Annotated in this window: 15 protein-coding genes; 5 read left to right on the forward strand and 10 right to left on the reverse strand. The window is 64.1% G+C overall.

The genetic code is table 11. From position 1 onward, the window contains the following. Positions 1-63 precede the first annotated feature (63 nt). A complete protein-coding gene (gene leuS, locus H7A76_RS09590; protein WP_185698263.1) occupies positions 64-2,670 on the reverse strand; it encodes a leucine--tRNA ligase in 2,607 nt (868 codons plus the stop codon). 260 nt (positions 2,671-2,930) lie between these two features. Between leuS and H7A76_RS09595 the strand changes: the two genes are divergently transcribed. Together H7A76_RS09595 and H7A76_RS09600 are read left to right on the forward strand one after the other, a co-directional pair. Next, positions 2,931-3,251, forward strand: a complete 321-nt coding sequence (locus H7A76_RS09595) for a hypothetical protein (protein ID WP_185698264.1) — start codon at positions 2,931-2,933, stop codon at positions 3,249-3,251. A 120-nt stretch (positions 3,252-3,371) separates the two neighbouring features. Beyond that, positions 3,372-4,133 carry a YdcF family protein gene (locus H7A76_RS09600; RefSeq protein WP_185698265.1) on the forward strand — a complete coding sequence of 254 codons (762 nt, stop codon included), beginning with the start codon at positions 3,372-3,374 and terminating at the stop codon, positions 4,131-4,133. Positions 4,134-4,164: 31 nt separating this feature from the next. Here the strand turns inward: H7A76_RS09600 and lnt are convergent, their stop codons facing one another. The 5 genes from lnt to miaB form a co-directional block, all read right to left on the reverse strand. Then, complete coding sequence (gene lnt / locus H7A76_RS09605) at positions 4,165-5,700, reverse strand: apolipoprotein N-acyltransferase (RefSeq protein WP_409519182.1); 1,536 nt, start codon at positions 5,698-5,700, stop codon at positions 4,165-4,167. 172 nt (positions 5,701-5,872) lie between these two features. Further along, the gene (locus H7A76_RS09610) at positions 5,873-6,712 is read right to left on the reverse strand and encodes an HlyC/CorC family transporter (protein WP_022641189.1); all 840 of its coding nucleotides are present in this window, start codon (positions 6,710-6,712) and stop codon (positions 5,873-5,875) included. A gap of 41 nt (positions 6,713-6,753) precedes the next feature. Further along, complete coding sequence (gene ybeY / locus H7A76_RS09615; RefSeq protein WP_185698266.1) at positions 6,754-7,212, reverse strand: rRNA maturation RNase YbeY; 459 nt, start codon at positions 7,210-7,212, stop codon at positions 6,754-6,756. Next, on the reverse strand, positions 7,205-8,224 hold the full coding sequence (locus H7A76_RS09620; protein ID WP_185698267.1) for a PhoH family protein: 1,020 nt from the start codon (positions 8,222-8,224) through the stop codon (positions 7,205-7,207). The genes ybeY and H7A76_RS09620 overlap by 8 nt, the downstream gene beginning before the upstream one ends. Before the next feature lie 159 nt (positions 8,225-8,383). Further along, positions 8,384-9,712, reverse strand: a complete 1,329-nt coding sequence (gene miaB / locus H7A76_RS09625) for a tRNA (N6-isopentenyl adenosine(37)-C2)-methylthiotransferase MiaB (protein ID WP_185698268.1) — start codon at positions 9,710-9,712, stop codon at positions 8,384-8,386. 133 nt (positions 9,713-9,845) lie between these two features. On the opposite strand from miaB, the gene H7A76_RS09630 reads away from it, so the two are divergent. Then, positions 9,846-10,172 (forward strand): DUF1820 family protein, encoded by a 327-nt coding sequence (locus H7A76_RS09630; protein WP_022641185.1) that lies wholly within the window; start codon positions 9,846-9,848, stop codon positions 10,170-10,172. A gap of 72 nt (positions 10,173-10,244) precedes the next feature. On the opposite strand, the gene H7A76_RS09635 is transcribed toward H7A76_RS09630, so the two are convergent. From H7A76_RS09635 to H7A76_RS09650, 4 genes are all read right to left on the reverse strand, one after another. Beyond that, positions 10,245-10,799, reverse strand: coding sequence for a tetratricopeptide repeat protein (locus tag H7A76_RS09635; protein ID WP_185698269.1), 555 nt, complete (start codon positions 10,797-10,799; stop codon positions 10,245-10,247). A gap of 221 nt (positions 10,800-11,020) precedes the next feature. Next, entirely contained in the window at positions 11,021-12,304 is a 1,284-nt protein-coding gene (gene hemL / locus H7A76_RS09640) for a glutamate-1-semialdehyde 2,1-aminomutase (RefSeq protein ID WP_185698270.1), read from the reverse strand. 20 nt (positions 12,305-12,324) lie between these two features. Next, complete coding sequence (gene thiE / locus H7A76_RS09645) at positions 12,325-12,948, reverse strand: thiamine phosphate synthase (protein WP_185698271.1); 624 nt, start codon at positions 12,946-12,948, stop codon at positions 12,325-12,327. 18 nt (positions 12,949-12,966) lie between these two features. Next, on the reverse strand, positions 12,967-13,764 hold the full coding sequence (locus H7A76_RS09650) for a hydroxymethylpyrimidine/phosphomethylpyrimidine kinase (protein ID WP_185698272.1): 798 nt from the start codon (positions 13,762-13,764) through the stop codon (positions 12,967-12,969). Between the two features lie 291 nt (positions 13,765-14,055). Here H7A76_RS09650 and H7A76_RS09655 point away from each other — a divergent pair, with 291 nt between their 5' ends. Beyond that, the gene (locus H7A76_RS09655) at positions 14,056-16,422 is read left to right on the forward strand and encodes a 7TM diverse intracellular signaling domain-containing protein (protein ID WP_185698273.1); all 2,367 of its coding nucleotides are present in this window, start codon (positions 14,056-14,058) and stop codon (positions 16,420-16,422) included. A gap of 74 nt (positions 16,423-16,496) precedes the next feature. Then, complete coding sequence (locus tag H7A76_RS09660) at positions 16,497-18,149, forward strand: acyl-CoA dehydrogenase family protein (RefSeq protein WP_185698274.1); 1,653 nt, start codon at positions 16,497-16,499, stop codon at positions 18,147-18,149. Positions 18,150-18,234 lie beyond the last annotated feature (85 nt).

Below are 18,234 nucleotides of genomic sequence, written 5' to 3' on the forward strand. Positions count from 1 at the left end.
GGCCAACCTTGTGGCCCCGAAGGTCTTGTTCGGCGCCCGGTTCCCACCGGGCGCCCGATCCAATTAGCTGGCGACGATGTTGACCAGTTTGCCCGGTACCACGATGACCTTGCGGATGGTCAGCCCCTCGGTGAAGCGCAGTACGTTTTCGTTGCTGCGTGCGGCCGCTTCGACTTCCTCGCGGCTGGCGCTGGCCGGCATCTCGATCTGGCCACGCAGCTTGCCGTTGACCTGCACCACCAGTTGCAGGCTGTCCTGCACCAGGGCGCTTTCGTCCACGACCGGCCAGTTGGCATCGATGACCGCACCCTCATGGCCCAGCCGGTTCCACAGTTCATGGCTGATGTGCGGAGTGATCGGGGCCAGCAACAAGGTGACGGCCTCCAGGCCTTCCTGCAGCAGGGCGCGGTCCTGTTCGCTGGCTTGTGGTGCTTTTTCCAGCACGTTCATCACGGTCATCACTTGGGCGATGGCGGTATTGAACTTGTGGAACTGGCCCACATCGTTACTGGCCTGCTTGATGGCGGCGTGGATGGCGCGACGAATCACTTTCTGCTCGTCGCTCAGGGCGGCGACATCCAGCTTGCCCGGCAGGCCATGGACTACGTGGGCCTGGGCCAGGCGCCAGACGCGGCGCAGGAAGCGACTGGCACCTTCGACGCCGGAGTCGGACCATTCCAGGCTCATGTCGGGCGGCGAGGCGAACATCATGAACAGGCGGCAGGTGTCGGCGCCGTACTGCTCGATCATCGATTGTGGATCGACGCCGTTGTTCTTCGATTTCGACATTTTCTCGGTGCCGCCGATTTCCACCGGCAGGCCGTCGGTCTTCAGGCGCGCGCCAATGATCTTGGCCTTGGCATCACGCTCGACTTCGACATCGGCCGGGTTGAACCAGTCCTTGCCGCCATTGCTGGCGACACGGTAGTAGGTCTCGGCGACCACCATGCCCTGGGTCAGCAGGTTCTTGAAAGGCTCGTTGGAGGTCACCAGGCCTTCATCGCGCATCAGCTTGTGGAAGAAGCGCGCGTACAGCAGGTGCAGGATCGCGTGTTCGATACCGCCGATGTACTGGTCCACCGGCAGCCAGTGGTTGGCGGCTTTCGGATCGACCATGCCACCTTCGTAGTTCGGCGAGGCGTAGCGGGCGAAGTACCAGGACGACTCGACGAAGGTATCCATGGTGTCGGTTTCGCGCTTGGCCGCAGTGCCGCATTTCGGGCAAGTGCACTCGTAGAATTCCGGCATGCGCGCCAGTGGTGAACCGGCGCCGTCGGGCACCACGTCCTCGGGCAGCTTGACCGGCAGTTGGTCTTCTGGCACCGGCACGTCGCCACAGGACGGGCAATGGATGATCGGGATTGGACAGCCCCAGTAGCGCTGGCGGCTGATGCCCCAGTCGCGCAGGCGGAACTGGGTGCGCGACTTGCCCAGTTCCTTGCGCAGCAGCGCGGCTTCGATGGCATCGAAGGCGCCAGCGAAGTCCAGGCCGTCGAACTCGCCGGAGTTGATCAGCTGGCCGTGCTCGCCGTAGGCCGCCTGCCACTCGTCGCCGACGTCATCACCGGCGCTGGTGCGCACCACAGCCTTGACCGGCAGGTTGTACTTATGGGCGAACTCGAAGTCGCGCTCGTCGTGGGCTGGCACGGCCATCACCGCGCCATCGCCGTAGTGCATCAGTACGTAGTTGGCGACCCACACCGGCAGCTTCTCGCCTGTCAGTGGGTGTTCGACGAACAGGGAAGTGGGCATGCCCTTCTTCTCCTGGGTGGCCATGTCGGCCTCGGCCACGCTGCCGCTCTTGCATTCGTCGATGAACGCCTGCAGCGCGGCATCGCCCTGGGCAGCCTGGGTGGCCAGCGGGTGTTCGGCGGCGACGGCCACGTAGGTGGCGCCCATCAGGGTGTCCGGACGGGTGGTGAAGACCTTGAGGGTGCCTTCATGGCCGATGCTGGCCTGGTCGAACGGGAACTGCACTTCCATGCCGCGGGACTTGCCGATCCAGTTACGCTGCATGGTCTTGACCTGCTCGGGCCAACCCGGCAGCTCGTCGAGGCTTTCCAGCAGCTCGTCGGCGTAGTCGGTGATGCGGAAGTAGTACATCGGGATTTCGCGCTTCTCGATCAGCGCGCCCGAGCGCCAGCCACGACCGTCGATGACCTGTTCGTTGGCCAGGACGGTCTGGTCCGCCGGGTCCCAGTTCACGGTGCCGTTCTTGCGGTAGATCACGCCTTTCTCGAACAGGCGGGTGAACAGCCACTGTTCCCAGCGGTAGTAGTCCGGCTTGCAGGTGGTGACTTCGCGCGACCAGTCCACCGCCAGGCCCAGGCTACGCAGCTGGCTCTTCATGTAGGCGATGTTTTCGTAGGTCCACTTGGCCGGCGCGACGTTGTTCTTCATCGCGGCGTTTTCCGCCGGCATGCCGAAGGCGTCCCAACCCATGGGTTGCAGGACGTTCTTGCCTTGCATGCGCTGGTAGCGGGAAATGACGTCGCCGATGGTGTAGTTGCGCACGTGCCCCATGTGTAGCTTGCCGCTCGGGTACGGGAACATCGATAGGCAGTAGTAAGTATCCTTGCCTGGCTGTTCGCTGACTTCAAACGACTTTTGCTCATCCCAGAAGGACTGGGCGGCGGCTTCTATATCACGGGGCAGGTATTGTTCGTGCATGGCTACTTTATGTACTGGATAAGGGTGGCCTAATCCTCTTCAACGCGACTCGGGTAGTGAGGGCGCCAGGCATGGCGTTTTCGGTTCCCGGTGGAGCTGGAAGTGGAGTTACAGGAAGCGCCGTAGCATACATGACCGCGCTCAGCCTAGGGAAACCCTGATTGCGCGCCTGGGCCGTTGGTCGCGGCGGCGCGTGGCCCGCGGCGGCCCGGCTAAGCTCAAAAAGGGGAGTGAGTCTTATTCTTCGATGAGGTGAACGGATGCTTGAATTGCAGCGCAAGGCAACAGGTCCTGAGGTGTACGAGCGGCTGCTGAATCGACTGGCTCTGGCCCTGGATGCGGCGAGAACCGCGGATCGGCTGCGCGATGAACGCTCCGTAGAGTTGGAGCTGCGGGGGTTGAGCCCCGCCGAACTGGAATTGATCCGAGCCTACCTGGCCCACAACCGGCGCGAGGTGCCGGTCGATGTATCGAGCAGTCTGCACCACCAGGAGGCACCTCGTTCGGCCAAGATCCTCTGGTTGAAGGACAAGGCCCCCGTCCGGAACTCGGTGAAGGTCCGTTCCCGGCAGTTCAAGTAGTTCCCGGGGCGCGGGGGCGAGCGAGGTCGTTGCCGAGGACCTCGAAAGCGAAAATCACCGGCAGCGGTTGTTGCCGGATAACCATCCCTTTAGGCTTCGGACATCTTCTGGAGATGTCCGATGCCTTTTCGCTATTTCATCAAGCAGTTACTGCTGCCGCCCGGTGTTCTCCTGCTGTTGCTGCTGCTCGCCTGGATGTTGCGTCGTTCCAGGCCGCGTCTCGCCCGTTGCTGCTTCTTTCTCGGTCTGGGCGGCTTCTGGCTGATGAGCTTGCCGGTGATGGTGCAGTGGGGCGCCCGTGGGCTCGAGCAACTGCCGCCCCTGCCGCCGGAGCAGTGGGCGAGGTTGGCCGAGCAGGCCGATGCCATTGTGGTCCTGGGATCTGGGCGCGAGCGTGGCGATCCGGCGTGGGGCACTGACCAGCCCACTGGCGTGGGGTTGGAGCGCGAGCGCTATGCCGCCCGGCTGGCCAAGGCTTCCGGCCTGCCCTTGCTGACCAGTGGTGGCCTGCATTACGGCACGCCGCCAAGCGAGGCCGCGTTGATGGCTGACTCACTGCGCGACGATTTCGGAGTGACGGTGCGCTGGCAGGAAGACCGCAGCCGTACCACCTGGGAGAATGCGCAGTTCAGTGCCCAGGTCCTGTTGCCCAGGGGCATCAAGCGCGTGGTGATCGTGACCCAGGCCTGGCACATGCCGCGTTCGGTCTGGAGCTTCGAACGCGCAGGGTTCGTGGTGGTGCCGGCGCCGGTGGGGTTCCTGGGGGTGGACAACGCCCGTCCGTTGGGTGGCTGGATGCCGGAGTTCAAGTCCATCTGGCAGAGCGGGCAATTGCTCAATGAGGCGGTGGGCCAGGTGGGGTATCGCCTGTTCTATCGCTGAGTGCCGGCTCCCGGGGGAGCCGGCGCAGGGCTCAGACGGTCTTGGCGATCCGGCTGGCGAGCAGCGCCCAGCCCAGCAGCAGGGTGCAGAGCGCTACCAGAGGCCAGGAGCGCCATTGCAGGTAGGGCGTCAGGTTGTGCATGGGCACCACTTCGCCATAGAGGATGCCGCGTTCGAACTGGGGGATCTGCACGGTGATCTTGCCGAACGGGTCGATCAGCCCGGTGACGCCGTTGTTGGTGGCGCGGATCATCCAGCGGCCGGCTTCCAGGGCGCGCATCTGGGCCATCTGCAGGTGCTGCAGGGGGCCGATGGACGTGCCGAACCAGGTGTCGTTGCTGATGGTCAGCAGCAGGTCGCTGCGGGCCGACAGACTAGCGGCGAACTCGGGGTAGACCACCTCATAGCAAATGAAGGGCGCGACCTGGTAGCCCTTGGCTTGCAGCAAGGGTTGGTCGGCCGGGCCACGGGCGAAGTCGGACATGGGCAGGTCGAAGAAGTCGATCAGGCCTCGCAGCAGGTCCTGTAGCGGTACATATTCGCCAAAGGGCACCAGCTTCTGCTTCAGGTAGGTGCCATCGCCCTCGCCAGTCACGGTGATGCCATTGAAGTAGCGCTTCTCGTGGTGCACCAGCTGGCGTACCGGTACTCCGGTGATCAGCGCGGAATGACGATCGGCGGCGAAGTTGCCCATCATCGACAGATAGCCCTCGGCCGACTCCTTGAGCACCGGGACTGCGGTCTCCGGCCACACCAGCAGGTCCACGCGCTTGCTGGCCAGGCTCATGTCGCGGTACAGCCCCAGTTGCGCATTGAGCTGGGCAGGGTCCCACTTCATGCTCTGTTCGATATTGCCCTGGATGGCCGCGACCGACAGCGGCTCTCCCGCTGGACTGGTCCAGGCGTGGCCCTTGAGTGCCAGGCCGGCTACCCAGGGGGCCGCCAGCAGTACCAGCCCTGCCGCGATGAAACCCTTGCGGCCGTTGCCGATCAGGCGTGGCAGGTTGTAGAGCAGGGCGGCGGTCAAGGCCAGGGCGAAGGAAATCAACCAGATGCCGCCTAGCGGCGCGAGCCCGGCCAGGGGGCCGTCCAGCTGGCTGTAGCCGGAATAGAGCCACGGGAAGCCGGTGAGGAACCAGCCTCGGAAGGCTTCCTGGCCCAGCCACAGGGCGGCGAACGCCAGGGCATCGGCCAGTGGCGCTTCGTTGCGTCGTAGCCAGCGGGCCCAGAGCCAGGCGGGCAGGGCGAAGAACCAGGCGATGGCGGCGATGAAGGCCAGCATCAGCAAGCCCGCAAGCAGGACCGAGGCACCACCGTAGGTATGGATGCTGACATAGATCCAGCTGGTGCCGGCGCCGAACAGGCCGAAACCGAAGCACCAGCCCCGGCCCAGGGCCTGGCGTGGGGTCAATTGCCGCAGGCCGGCGTAGAACAGGCCGACGGCCAGCAGCGCCAGTGGCCAGATGTCGTAGGGGGCCAGGGCCAGGGTGGTGATGGCGCCAGCCGCGACGGCCAGCAGGTTGCCGGGCCAGCCGGGTTGAAGCGAGCGCTGCAAGAGGCGTTTCATCAGCTCTTTCCTGTATCGCACCGGGCAGGGCGCGAGGAGATGGTTCGGGTTGGTGCAGCTGAGCGTCGAATCACGCAGCCCTTCACCGCTGGCCCCTGCGCAGGCCCCCTGCCGGCTGCCGATCGGTCGGCGGCAGGCAAGGTTTCAGTGGGAGGGGCGAGACGTCCAGTTCTCAGCGAGAGACGGGGGTCAGGCGCAGCAGGTGGATCCGCCGGCTGTCGGCATTGAGCACACGGAAGCGATAGGCGCCGATTTCAGTGATTTCGTTGCGTTTTGGCAAGTGGCCAAACGCACTCATCACTAGCCCGCCGACGGTATCGAACTCGTCGTCGGAGAAATCGCTGTCGAAGAACTGGTTGAAGTTCTCGATCGGCGTCAGCGCCTTGATCAGGAAGTCGCCACTGGGCAGCGGCTTGATGTAGCTGTCTTCCTCGACGTCGTGCTCGTCCTCGATATCGCCGACGATCTGTTCCAGTACGTCCTCGATGGTCACCAGGCCTGCCACGCCGCCGTATTCGTCGATGACGATGGCCATGTGGTTATGGTTGGCGCGGAACTCGCGCAGCAGCACGTTCAGGCGCTTGGACTCCGGCACGAAGGTGGCCGGGCGCAGCAGGTCCTTGATATTGAAGCTGTCGCCGTTCTCCTTGAGGATCAGGGGCAACAGGTCCTTGGCCAGGAGGACGCCCATCACGTCGTCATGGCTTTCGCCGATCACCGGATAGCGCGAGTGTGCGGAGTCGATGACCGCGGGCAGGAACTCCCGGGGAGTCTGGGTCGCCTTGATGCTGATCATCTGCGAGCGCGGGACCATGATGTCCCGGACTTGCAGGTCAGCGACCTGGATGGCGCCTTCGACGATGGCCAGCGCTTCGCTGTCCAGCAGTTTGTTCTGATGGGCTTCGCGCAGCAGCTCCAGCAGCTCCTGGCGGTTTTTCGGCTCATGGGCAAAAGCCTGGGTCAGTTTGCCCAGCCATGACTTTTGCCCGTTGCTCGATCGATCTTCGCTCATAGCGATTGCTCTGAATCCTTAGGTTGTTACACGTGGGTTGTTCAGCTTTCGTCGTCTGCATAAGGGTCGGGATGACCCAGTTCTGCAAGCAATGTACGTTCCAGGGCTTCCATTTCCTCGGCTTCGTCGTCATCTATATGGTCGTAGCCCAACAGATGCAAGCAGCCGTGAATCACCAAGTGGGCCCAGTGGGCCTCGAGCACCTTGCCTTGCTCGGCCGCTTCGCGCTCGACCACCGGGATGCAGATCACCAGGTCTCCCAGCAGGGGAATATCCAGCAGCTCATCCGGCACTTCCGCGGGAAATGACAGCACATTGGTGGCGTAATCTTTATGACGCCAGGTGTGGTTCAGCTCGCGGCCTTCGGCTTCGTCGACCAGGCGGATGGTCAGTTCCGAATCGGCGGTGCGCTGGCGCAGGGCCAGCTCGCACCACCGGCGGAACTGCTGGTCGCTGGGGGCCGGCTGTAGGCTGGCGCGCTGCAGATCGAGCTCAAGCATCGTGGCGGTTGTCCTTGTCGGCGGCGGCCTTGGCGGCTTCGTCGGCATTGCGCTGCTCGAAGCGCTCGTAGGCTTCGACGATGCGTTGCACCAGTGGGTGGCGCACCACGTCCTTGGGCATGAAATGCGTGAAGCTGATGCCCGGGACGTCGCCCAGCACCTTGATCACGTGGGCCAGGCCAGACTTGGTGCCCTTGGGCAGGTCGACCTGGGTGATGTCGCCGGTGATCACCGCCGTGGAGCCGAAGCCGATCCGGGTAAGGAACATCTTCATCTGTTCCACGGTGGTGTTCTGGCTTTCGTCGAGGATGATGAAGCTGTTGTTCAGGGTCCGGCCACGCATGTAGGCCAAGGGCGCGATCTCGATGACCTGGCGTTCGATGAGCTTGGCCACATGCTCGAAGCCGAGCATTTCATACAGCGCGTCGTACAGGGGGCGCAGGTACGGGTCGATCTTCTGGGCCAGGTCGCCAGGCAGGAAACCCAGTTTTTCGCCGGCTTCCACCGCCGGGCGCACCAACAGGATGCGACGTACTTGTTCGCGCTCCAGGGCATCCACCGCGCAGGCTACCGCCAGGTAGGTCTTGCCGGTACCGGCCGGGCCAATGCCGAAGTTGATGTCGTTGGCGAGGATTTCCTTGACGTAGCGCTGCTGGTTCAGGCCGCGCGGACGGATCATGCCCTTGCGGGTGCGCAGGGCGACGGCGGCGTCGGCCACTGAAGGGTTGTCGAGTTCTTCCACGGCGGATTCCTGGAGGAACAGGTGCACCAGGTCCGGCGACAGCTCGGTACCCTTGGTTTCCCGGTACAGGCGGCGCAGGAGGTTTTCCGCGGAGGTGGTGTGCTTGGGTTCGCCGATCAGTTCGAACTGGTTGCCGCGATTGCGGATTTCGATCGTCAGGCGCTGCTCGATCAAGCGCAAATGCTCGTCGAACTGCCCGCACAGATTGGCGAAGCGGCGAGCCTCGAAGGGCTCGAGGATGAAACGATGAGGTTCTATGGGTGCGTTCAAGGTCGTTTTTAGCCGCCCAACGGCAATTGAGATGAATTCAAGGATAACGCCAGCAGCCTGGGTGCGAAAGCTCTTATGAGGAGCGATGACTGCCGGTATTTCCCCTGGCCTCTGGCCCGGTCGGCAGGCTGGCTTGCGCCCAGGCCGGTTTCCTCGTCCCTACGTCAGCAACGAACCTCGTAGCGAGTGCGGTTGCGCGGAATCGATGTGCACGTCGGCGAACTGGCCGATCAGGGTCGGATCATCGCAACGGAAGTTGACGATCCGGTTGTTTTCGGTCCGCCCTTGCAGCTCTCCCGGGTCTTTCTTGGAGTAGTCGGTCACCAGGATGCGCTGGGTCGAGCCGACCATCTGTCGGCTGATTTCGAAACCTTGCTGATTCAACCGGTGTTGCAGGGCGTTCAGGCGTTCTTTCTTCAGCGCTTCCGGAGTGTCGTCCGCAAGGTCCGCGGCCGGGGTGCCAGGGCGCTGGCTGTAGACGAAGGAGTAGGAGAAGTCGAACCCCACGTCCTCGATCAGCTTCATGGTCTGCTGGAAGTCTTTCTCCGTTTCCCCGGGGAAACCGACGATGAAGTCCGAGCTGATGCAGATACCCGGCACCGCCGCGCGCAGCTTGCGCAGCTTGGACTTGTACTCCAGGGCGGTGTGGTTGCGCTTCATCGCGGCCAGGATGCGATCCGAGCCCGACTGGACCGGCAGGTGCAGGTGCTTCACCAGTTCGGGCACTTCGGCGTGGGCCTGGATCAGGCTGTCGGAGAACTCCAGCGGGTGCGAAGTGGTGTAGCGGATCCGCTCGATGCCGTCGACGGCGGCGACCACGCGGATCAGTTCGGCCAGGTCCGCAGTGCGCCCCTCGTGGGTCTGGCCACGGTAGCCGTTGACATTCTGGCCCAGCAGGGTGACCTCACGGACGCCGTTTTCCGCCAGGTGGATGATCTCGGCGATCACATCATCGAACGGCCGGCTGACTTCTTCGCCACGGGTGTAGGGGACGACGCAGAAGGTGCAGTACTTGCTGCAGCCTTCCATCACCGAGACATAGGCGCTGGGGCCGTCGATACGTGGCTCGGGCAGGTGGTCGAACTTCTCGATCTCCGGGAACGAGACATCCACCTGCGGCAGCTTGGTGGCCCGCGCGATGTCGATCATTTCCGGCAAGCGGTGCAGGGTCTGCGGGCCGAAGACCACGTCGACATAGGGAGCCCGGTCGCGGATGGCCGCGCCTTCCTGGCTGGCCACGCAGCCACCCACGGCGATCACCATTTCCGGGTTGGCCAGTTTCAGTTCGCGCCAGCGCCCCAGTTGGGAATAGACCCGGTCCTGGGCGCGTTCGCGGATGGAGCAGGTGTTGAGCAGTATGACGTCCGCGTCTTCGGCGCGCGCCGTGACTTCCAGGGCCTGGTTTTCGCCCAGCAGATCCACCATGCGCGAGCTGTCGTACTCGTTCATCTGGCAACCGTGGGTTTCGATGTAAAGCTTCTTGGCCATGGACCTAGGTCTCAGGTGATTCAAAGAACCGCGCATTATAGGGGGCATGTCCCCAGGTTCCTAGCATTGCGCGTCGGGTAGCTATGCTATAGTTCGCGCCCCATTTTTTTCCTCGACCTGTTGTCCGTCCGCCATGACCAAACGCGAAGCTCCAATCTACAAGGTGATTTTCCTCAACCAGGGCCAGGTGTTCGAGATGTACGCCAAGCAGATCTATCAGAGCGATCTGTGGGGATTCCTGGAAGTCGAGGAATTCGTCTTTGGCGAGCGCACGCAGGTGGTGGTCGACCCCAGCGAAGAGAAACTCAAGGCCCAGTTCGAAGGCGTGGTACGCAGCTTCGTGCCCATGCATTCGATCGTGCGCATCGACGAGGTGGAGCGCCTGGGAACGCCGAAGATCAGCGAGGCCCGTGGCGTGGGCAATGTCATGCCGTTCCCGATGCCGATGCCCGAGAAGTAACGTCGTTCGATGATTGCTGGCCGTTCCAGGTGAGCGGCGGCCGTCTTGCTGGCCAATGGCTGGCCGAGGCGGTCAAGGCAGGGGGGAGAAGGGCGAGCGGCCGTCGGCGCTCTGCAGTTCCAGCAGGTATTTACGGAAAATCTGTCCCAGCACCTGGGTGGCGACTTCCAGCTCGTCGCGCTGCATGTGCTCGGCGACTTCGTCGGCGGTATCCAGGGCGTCTTCGGCGCCATTGACCGCAGCCATCTTCAGCACGATATAGGCCTGCACGTTGTTGGCCGGTACGCCTTCGCCGTGGAAGAACATGGTGCCGAGCTTGAACTGCGCCTGGGCGTGGCCTTGCAGGGAAGCTTTCTCGAAGTAGCTCAGGGCCAGGTTGAGGTCGCGTGGCGCGCCCTTGCCCTCGTAGTAGAACTCACCCAACTCGTATTGCGCCTGGGCATCCCCTTCATCGGCGGCCTTCTGGCACGCGGCGAGAGCCTCGGCCTGTTCCTGTGCCTGGGGATCGAGGGTGCAGCGACCCAGCGCTGGGATCAACAACGAGTTGCCGCCTGCTTGTGCGTGCGCGAGCAGGGGTTGAAAGAGCAACAGGCAGCCCAGTGTCAGGGCGCGGCCGGTGCGGTTCATGGGAATCGACTTACCTCTGAGGGGCGCGCGGCCCAGCGTGGGGCCCAATAAGCGCGCATTATGAAATAAGCAGGGCCCACCTTACAAAGTCTTTACTCGTTTTTCTGCCGCATGGGCGCGATAGTCGCCGCTTTCGCCAGTATTTCTCCGGTCGGAGGAAGCAAAGTCCGCGTAAAGAGCGTGGCGGACGCTGAGGATCGCAGCGTCCGCCGGCCAGGGCATCACTTCAAGGCGGCGAAGGCGCGTTCCGCGGCATCCAGCGTCAGCTTCAGCTCGGTCTCGCCGTGGGCGATCGAGGTGAAGCCGGCTTCGAAGGCGCTTGGCGCCAGGTAGACGCCGCCTTCGAGCATCAGGTGGAAGAAACGCTTGAACAGGTTGGCGTCGCTGGCCATCACGTCGTCGAAGGTGACGATGTCGTCGGCGCCGCTGAAGTACAGGCCGAACATGCCGCCCGCCTGGGTGGTGACGAACGGGATGCTGGCGGCATCGGCGCGTTGCTGCAGGCCTTCGAGCAGGCGGCTGGTGTAGTCGCTCAGCTCGGCGTGGAAGCCCGGGCGGCTGATCAGGCGCAGGGTGGTCAGGCCGGCCGCCATGGCCAGAGGGTTACCGGACAGGGTGCCTGCCTGGTAGACCGGGCCCAGGGGAGCGATGCAGCCCATGATCTCGCGCTTGCCGCCGAAGCAGCCCACCGGCATGCCGCCACCGACGATCTTGCCGAAGGTCGAGAGATCCGGAGTCACGCCATAGTGGGCCTGGGCGCCGCCGAGAGCGACCCGGAAGCCAGTCATCACTTCGTCGAAGATCAGCACCACGCCGTGTTTGTCGCACTGCTCGCGCAGGCCTTCGAGGAAGCCTGGCGCCGGCGGTACGCAGTTCATGTTGCCGGCCACCGGTTCGACGATGATGCAAGCCACGGTCTGGCCGACTTCGGCCAGGGTCTTCTCGACGGCGGCGATGTCGTTGAACGGCAGGGTCAGGGTGTGCTTGGCGAAGTCCGCCGGAACCCCGGCCGAGCTGGGCACGCCCTGGGTCAGCAAGCCGGAGCCGGCCTTGACCAGCAGGCTGTCGGAGTGGCCGTGGTAGCAGCCTTCGAACTTGATGATGGCGTCACGACCGGTATAGCCCCGCGCCAGGCGGATGGCGCTCATGGTGGCTTCGGTGCCGGAGCTGACCATGCGCACCATCTCCATGGACGGCACGATGGAGCACACCAGGTCGGCCATCTCGGTCTCCATGGCGGTCGGCGCACCGTAGGACAGGCCGTGTTCCAGCTGCCTGCGTACGGCGTCCAGCACTTGCGGGTGGCTGTGGCCGAGGATCATCGGGCCCCAGGAGCCGACATAGTCGACATAGCGCTTGTCATCTTCGTCGGTGACGTAGGCGCCTTCGGCATGCTTGAAGAACAACGGAGTGCCGCCCACGCTGCGAAAAGCGCGGACCGGCGAGTTCACGCCACCGGGGATGTGTTTCTGGGCATTGGCGAACAATGTTTCGGAACGAGACATGGCAGGGCTCTCAAAAAATATCAAAGATCGAACAGGGCATTGAAGGCGCGGGCACGATGGGTTACCTGCTCGGCGCTATCGGCACCGAACAGCCCGTGGACCACGGCCAGCAGGTCGGCGCCATGGCTGACCAGCGGTGCTGCGTTATCCAGGGTGATACCACCGATCACGCAGATCGGCAGTTGCAGGCTGGCACGGGCCTGGTCCAGCAACTCGAGGCTGGCGGTGGGCACGCCGGGCTTGGTGCTGGAGTTGAAGAAGCGGCCGAAGGCGACATAGCTGGCGCCTTCGCGCGCTGCTTGCTCGGCCAGTGCCAGCTGGCTGTGGCAGGTGGAGCCGATGATCGCCTGGCGGCCCAGCAGGGCCCGGGCCGGGGTCAGCGGGCCGTCGGTCTGGCCCAGGTGCACGCCAGCGCCGATGCGCGCCGCCAGTTCGGCGTCATCGTTGATGATCAGCTGGGTCTTGTAGCGCTCGCACAGGCCCAGCAACGCTTCGGCTTCCCGCAGGCGACGGGCCTGGTCGTCGCTCTTGTCGCGGTACTGCAACAGGGTGACGCCACCATCGAGCGCTGCTTCCACGTATTCCAGGAGCTTGCCGGCCAGCAGCTGGCTATCGGTGATGGCATACAGACCACGTAGTTTCATAGGGCGAGCCTCATGGCATTACGAGCAGAAATCCAGCGGCAAGCGGCGTGGGACGAATTGCCCGCGCCCCAGTTGTTCAGCGTCGCGCAGGGTCCGCCAGGTGTAGTCCAGGGCTGTCTGCACGGCGCTGGCCAGGTGCTCGCCCTGGGCCAGGCGGCCGGCCAGGGCGCTGGCCAGGGTGCAACCGGAGCCGTGGTAGCTGCCCGGCAGGCGCTGGCAGGTATAGGTTTCACGCAGGCCCTCGCGGCTGTACAGGCGGTTGTGCACTTCGTGCTCGTCGCCATGGCCGCCGGTGATCAGCAGGTGCTTGACGTAGGGTAGGAGTTTTTCGGCGCATTGGTCGGCGGTGCCTTCGGGCAGTTCCGCCAGGATCCGGGCTTCGGGGAGGTTGGGGGTGGCGATGGTCGCCAGGGGCAGCAAGCGTTCGCGCATGGCGTAGCCCACTTCATCCTTGCCCAGCCGGCCGCCGCCGCCGGCGCGCAGCACCGGGTCGCAGACCAGGGGCAGGTGCGGATGCGCCTGGAGCAGCTCGACCACGGTGTCGACCATTTCCAGGGAGCCGAGCATGCCCAGCTTGACCGCGGCCACCGTGGAGTCGTTGAGCACGGCATTGGCCTGGGCCAGTACCCACTCGCGATCCAGGACGCGGAAATCGCTGACGTTGACCGTGTCTTGCACGGTCAGGGCGGTGACAGCCGGAGCTGCGTGGCAACCCTGGGCCAGCAGGGCTTCGATATCTGCCTGCAAGCCGGCGCCGCCACTGGGGTCGTGGCCGGAGAGACAGAGGACAACGGGGCGGGAGCTGTAGGTATTCATGGGCGGCGAGCTTACCACCAAACGCTTTTTTGCGTGGCGCCTGGCGCGGAATGATCCATGGGACTGTTTTTCTGCCGCCAATCCTGACCGAGGCAACAGCTCTAGTATGCGGGGTTGCGCTGAAAAGCCTGTTCTAGAGCCTTTAGACTAATATTCTCAATAGTGTTCAATGGCCATCAGCGGCTATGCTAGAGTGGTTTCAAACCAATAACAGGTCATGCTGGTTGACGTCTTCTCAAAGGGAAATGGGGGGCTTCCTGACACAACCGGACAAGCCACGCCGGGGCTTTAATGCGCTATTTGCTGATGTTGCTGTTAAGCCTGCCGATGCTGGCTGGTGCCGTCGAGTTCGACGAGTTCACCCAACGCCTGCCCTTGGGGCGGGTGATGCAAGTCCTCGAGGATACAAGTGGCCAGGCGACGATCGCCGATGTCAGTTCCGGAGCCCTGTCCGGAGCCTTCAAGGCCCACGACCAGGACACGCTCAATGCCGGCTACTCGCGCTCGGCATTCTGGCTGCGGATCGACCTGGACTACCGCCCCGCGAACCCCGCCGCGCAACGCAGCTGGCTGCTGGAATTGGCCTATCCCCCCCTGGACCGCCTGGACCTGTACGTCCCCGATGAAAGCGGCGGTTATCGTTTGGCCGGGCGCACCGGTGACGCCTTGCCCTTTCGCAGCCGGCAGATCCACCAGAACAACTACCTGTTCAGCCTGAATTTCTCGCCCCACGAACACAAGACCGTCTACCTGCGCCTGGCCAGCGAAGGTTCGATCCAGGCGCCGGTGAGCCTCTGGTCCAGCACCGCCTACCTCGAGGCCCAGCCCGTCCGGCTGTATGTACTGGGGCTGATCTACGGGGTGTTGCTGGGCATGCTGGTGTACAACCTCTTCATCTACCTCAGTGTCCGCGACACCAGCTACCTCTACTACATCGTCTATATCGCCTCGTTCGGCCTGTACCAGCTCTCGGTCAACGGCGCCGCAGTGGAGTATTTCTGGCCCGATAATCCCTGGTGGGCCAACGCCGCGACCCCCTTCTTCATCGGCTCGGCCGGCTTGTTCGGCAGCCAGTTCGCCCGCAGCTTCCTGCAAACGGCCCGGCATAGCCCCTGGGTCGATCGTGTCTTGCTGGCGCTGATGGCCTTCGGTGCCGTGGTCATGGTCCTGTCGCTGATGACCAGCTACGCCCTGGCGCTGCGTCTGGCCACCACCCTGGCCCTGGTCTTCACCGTGGTCATCTATGTGGCGGGGATCGTCGCCTGGTGCCGTGGCCTGCGAGTGGCGCGCTATTTCATCATCGCCTGGTCGGCCTTCCTGTTCGGTGGCGTGATCAATACCCTGATGGTGCTCGGCTACCTGCCCAACGTGTTCCTGACCATGTACGCCAGCCAGATCGGCTCGGCGATCGAGGTGGCTCTGCTGTCCCTGGCCCTGGCCGACCGGATCAACTCGATGCGCGAACAGCAGGCCCGGACCCTGCAGGACGCCGGGCAGAAGCTGGAGGTACTGAACCAGCAACTGGCCCATAGCAACCGGCTCAAGGACGAATTCCTGGCCACCCTGACCCATGAACTGCGCACCCCGATGAATGGCGTCATCGGTTCCCTGGAACTGATGCAGACCCTGGAGCTGGACCCGGAGCTGGAGCAGTACCAGCAGACCGCCGCCGGCTCCGCCCGGGACATGATGCGCATGGTCAATGGCATCCTCACCCTCACCGAACTGCAGGCCGGCAAGCTCACGGCGCAAAGCCAGCCGTTCAGCCTGCGTTCGTTGCTCAGTGCCTTGCAGGCCCAGTTCGGCGCGAGCGCCGCGAACAAGTCGTTGTCGTTCCGGGTCGACTTGGGCGGCGGCATTCCCGATCGTTTGCTGGGCGATCGCTGCAAGCTCAGCCATTGCCTGGAGTGCCTGCTGGAGAATGCGGTCAAGTTCACCCCGGCTGGGGGCGTGATATTGCGTGTGGTCAGCAGGGCCGCTCCGGCTGGGCGGGTGAACCTGATCTTCGAGGTGATCGATAGCGGCATCGGCTTCGTCAACCTCGACGAAGCCACCCTGTACCAGCGTTTCTTCCAGCTCGATGGCTCCATGACCCGCGAATACGGTGGCCTGGGAATCGGCCTGGCGATCTGCCGGCAGTTGGTGGAATTGCTTGGCGGGCAGTTGACCCATGAATCAACACCAGGCCAGGGCAGTTGCTTCCGCCTGCATGTGGCGCTCGACTCCCAGGAGCCGGCGGCCCGTTCGTCGGCCGTCGGTTCGCGGCGCCTGCCCGAGGATTGCACCGTGTTGCTGGTGGACGACAACGACGTCAACCAGTTGGTGCTGCGGGGCATGCTGCTCAAGCTGGGATACCGGGTACGTACCGTCGCCAGCCCCACCGATGCCTTGCAGGCTTTGGGGCGCGAAGCCATCAGCGCGGTGCTGCTGGACGGTCAGATCAATACCTCCCAGGTGGGAGCGTTCCGCCTCCAGGCCCAGGCCTTGCCGGGTTATGCCCGTTTGCCGATCCTGCTGGCCTGCGTTCCCGGTACAGAGGGCTGCATCGGCGGTTCCGGGGCCGATTACCTGGGAAAGCCGGTGAAATTCGAAGAACTGCAAACCGTGCTGGCCAAGTGGCTATTACGGGAAGAACAAGGCGAAAGCGCCGATGTTTAGGCGGATATGCCACTTTGAACGGAGGGAGGCGGGTGCTTAACTGGGGTCTTGGCACACCCTGAAGGAGCCCCGTGATGAACCTCCACCAGTTCGCTGAAACCCACGAAGTCACCAACCAGCCACCCGCCCTGGACGGCATCAACCTCTATCGGATCGACCTGCCATTGCAACAGTGGCTGCGCCGGTTCGATGCCGGCTGGGCCGAGTCCCGGGTCGATGCCTATGGTGCCCTGGCCGGCGGGCCGCTGATGGAGGCGGGGTTCCTGGCCAACCAGAACAAGCCGGTGTTCAACAGTCATGATCGCTTTGGCCACCGGATCGACCTGGTGGAGTTCCACCCGGCCTACCATCAGTTGATGCAGGCGGCGATCGAAGGCGGCCTGACCTCTCTGCCCTGGACCCACCCCAAGCCTGGCGCCCATGTGGCGCGGGCCGCCATGACCTACCTGCACAGCCAGGCCGAGGCCGGCAGCGGTTGCCCGCTGACCATGACTTTCGCCTGCGTGCCGGCATTGAAGCTGCAGCCGGACATCGCCGAACAGTGGTTGCCGAAGATCCTCGCCACCGAGTACGACCCGCGCAACGTCGGCATGCAGCACAAGGCCGGGTTGACCATCGGCATGGCCATGACCGAGAAGCAGGGTGGCACCGACGTGCGCGCCAACACCACCCGGGCCTACCCGGTGGGGGCCACGGGGCCGGGGCAGGCCTATGAGCTGGTGGGGCACAAGTGGTTCTGCTCGGCGCCGATGTGCGATGCCTTCCTCACCCTGGCCCAGACCGACAAGGGCCTGACCTGCTTCCTGCTGCCCCGGCATCGTCCTGACGACAGCCGTAACCAGTTCTATATCCAGCGCCTGAAGAACAAGCTGGGCAACCAGTCCAACGCCTCCAGCGAAGTGGAGTTCCGTGGCGCCCTGGCCTGGATGGTCGGCGAGGAAGGGCGGGGCGTGCCGACCATCATCGAGATGGTGGCCATGACCCGCTTCGACTGCATGGTGGGTTCCAGCTCGCTGATGCGCCAGGCCCTGACCCAGGCCAGCCACCATTGTGCCCATCGCAGCGTCGGCGGCCGGGTCCTCGGCGAGCAGCCGCTGATGCAGAACGTGCTGGCCGACCTGGCCCTGGAGAGCGAAGCGGCCCTGGCCCTGAGCATGCGCATGGGCCGGGCCCTGGATCATCAGGATGACGCCCAGGAAGCGAAGTTCTCGCGCCTGGTGACGGCGGTGGGCAAGTATTGGATCTGCAAGCGGGCCCCGGCCATGATCAACGAAGCCGCCGAATGCATGGGCGGTGCCGGTTATGTCGAGGACAGCATCCTGCCGCGGTTGTACCGCGAGGCGCCGGTGAACTCCACCTGGGAAGGCTCCGGCAACGTCCAGTGCCTGGATGTGCTGCGGGCCCTGTCGAAGGAGCCGGGCGTGCTCGACGCGCTGTTCGCCGAGCTGGGCGATGGCCATGGCGACCGGCGCCTGGCCAGCCATATCGCTGGATTGAAGGAGAGCTTCAAGGACACCGATGATATCCAGTACCGCGCTCGCCAGCTGACCGAGGACGTTGCCCTGGGGTTGCAGGCCAAGCTGCTGCTGGAGGCCGGCAACCAGGTGGTCGCCGATGCCTTCATCGCCAGTCGCCTGGGTGGCCAGTCCGGTCGGGCCTATGGCACCCTGCCGCGGGGGCTGGATGTGGCCGCCATCGTCGCTCGCTCAACGCCACAAGGCTTCTGAGGGGCATGAGGGCCGGCTTGCCGGCCCTGGCCACGATGCCACTGTTTCCGTGGGGCGAGGTTGCAGGCAAGATGGACGCCTGCAA

Source organism: Pseudomonas sp. MSSRFD41 (genome assembly GCF_014230245.1).
GTDB lineage: Bacteria > Pseudomonadota > Gammaproteobacteria > Pseudomonadales > Pseudomonadaceae > Aquipseudomonas > Aquipseudomonas piscis.

Excerpts from the sequence above, each read along its gene's own strand:
- lnt (WP_409519182.1), bottom strand. The coding sequence starts at position 5,700 with ATGAAACGCCTCTTGCAGCGCTCGCTTCAACCCGGCTGGCCCGGCAAC.
- H7A76_RS09635 (WP_185698269.1), bottom strand. The coding sequence starts at position 10,799 with ATGAACCGCACCGGCCGCGCCCTGACACTGGGCTGCCTGTTGCTCTTT.
- ybeY (WP_185698266.1), bottom strand. The coding sequence starts at position 7,212 with ATGCTTGAGCTCGATCTGCAGCGCGCCAGCCTACAGCCGGCCCCCAGC.
- H7A76_RS09650 (WP_185698272.1), bottom strand. The coding sequence starts at position 13,764 with ATGAATACCTACAGCTCCCGCCCCGTTGTCCTCTGTCTCTCCGGCCAC.
- miaB (WP_185698268.1), bottom strand. The coding sequence starts at position 9,712 with ATGGCCAAGAAGCTTTACATCGAAACCCACGGTTGCCAGATGAACGAG.
- H7A76_RS09600 (WP_185698265.1), top strand. The coding sequence starts at position 3,372 with ATGCCTTTTCGCTATTTCATCAAGCAGTTACTGCTGCCGCCCGGTGTT.
- leuS (WP_185698263.1), bottom strand. The coding sequence starts at position 2,670 with ATGCACGAACAATACCTGCCCCGTGATATAGAAGCCGCCGCCCAGTCC.
- H7A76_RS09610 (WP_022641189.1), bottom strand. The coding sequence starts at position 6,712 with ATGAGCGAAGATCGATCGAGCAACGGGCAAAAGTCATGGCTGGGCAAA.
- H7A76_RS09595 (WP_185698264.1), top strand. The coding sequence starts at position 2,931 with ATGCTTGAATTGCAGCGCAAGGCAACAGGTCCTGAGGTGTACGAGCGG.
- hemL (WP_185698270.1), bottom strand. The coding sequence starts at position 12,304 with ATGTCTCGTTCCGAAACATTGTTCGCCAATGCCCAGAAACACATCCCC.
- H7A76_RS09655 (WP_185698273.1), top strand. The coding sequence starts at position 14,056 with ATGCGCTATTTGCTGATGTTGCTGTTAAGCCTGCCGATGCTGGCTGGT.
- H7A76_RS09630 (WP_022641185.1), top strand. The coding sequence starts at position 9,846 with ATGACCAAACGCGAAGCTCCAATCTACAAGGTGATTTTCCTCAACCAG.
- H7A76_RS09660 (WP_185698274.1), top strand. The coding sequence starts at position 16,497 with ATGAACCTCCACCAGTTCGCTGAAACCCACGAAGTCACCAACCAGCCA.
- thiE (WP_185698271.1), bottom strand. The coding sequence starts at position 12,948 with ATGAAACTACGTGGTCTGTATGCCATCACCGATAGCCAGCTGCTGGCC.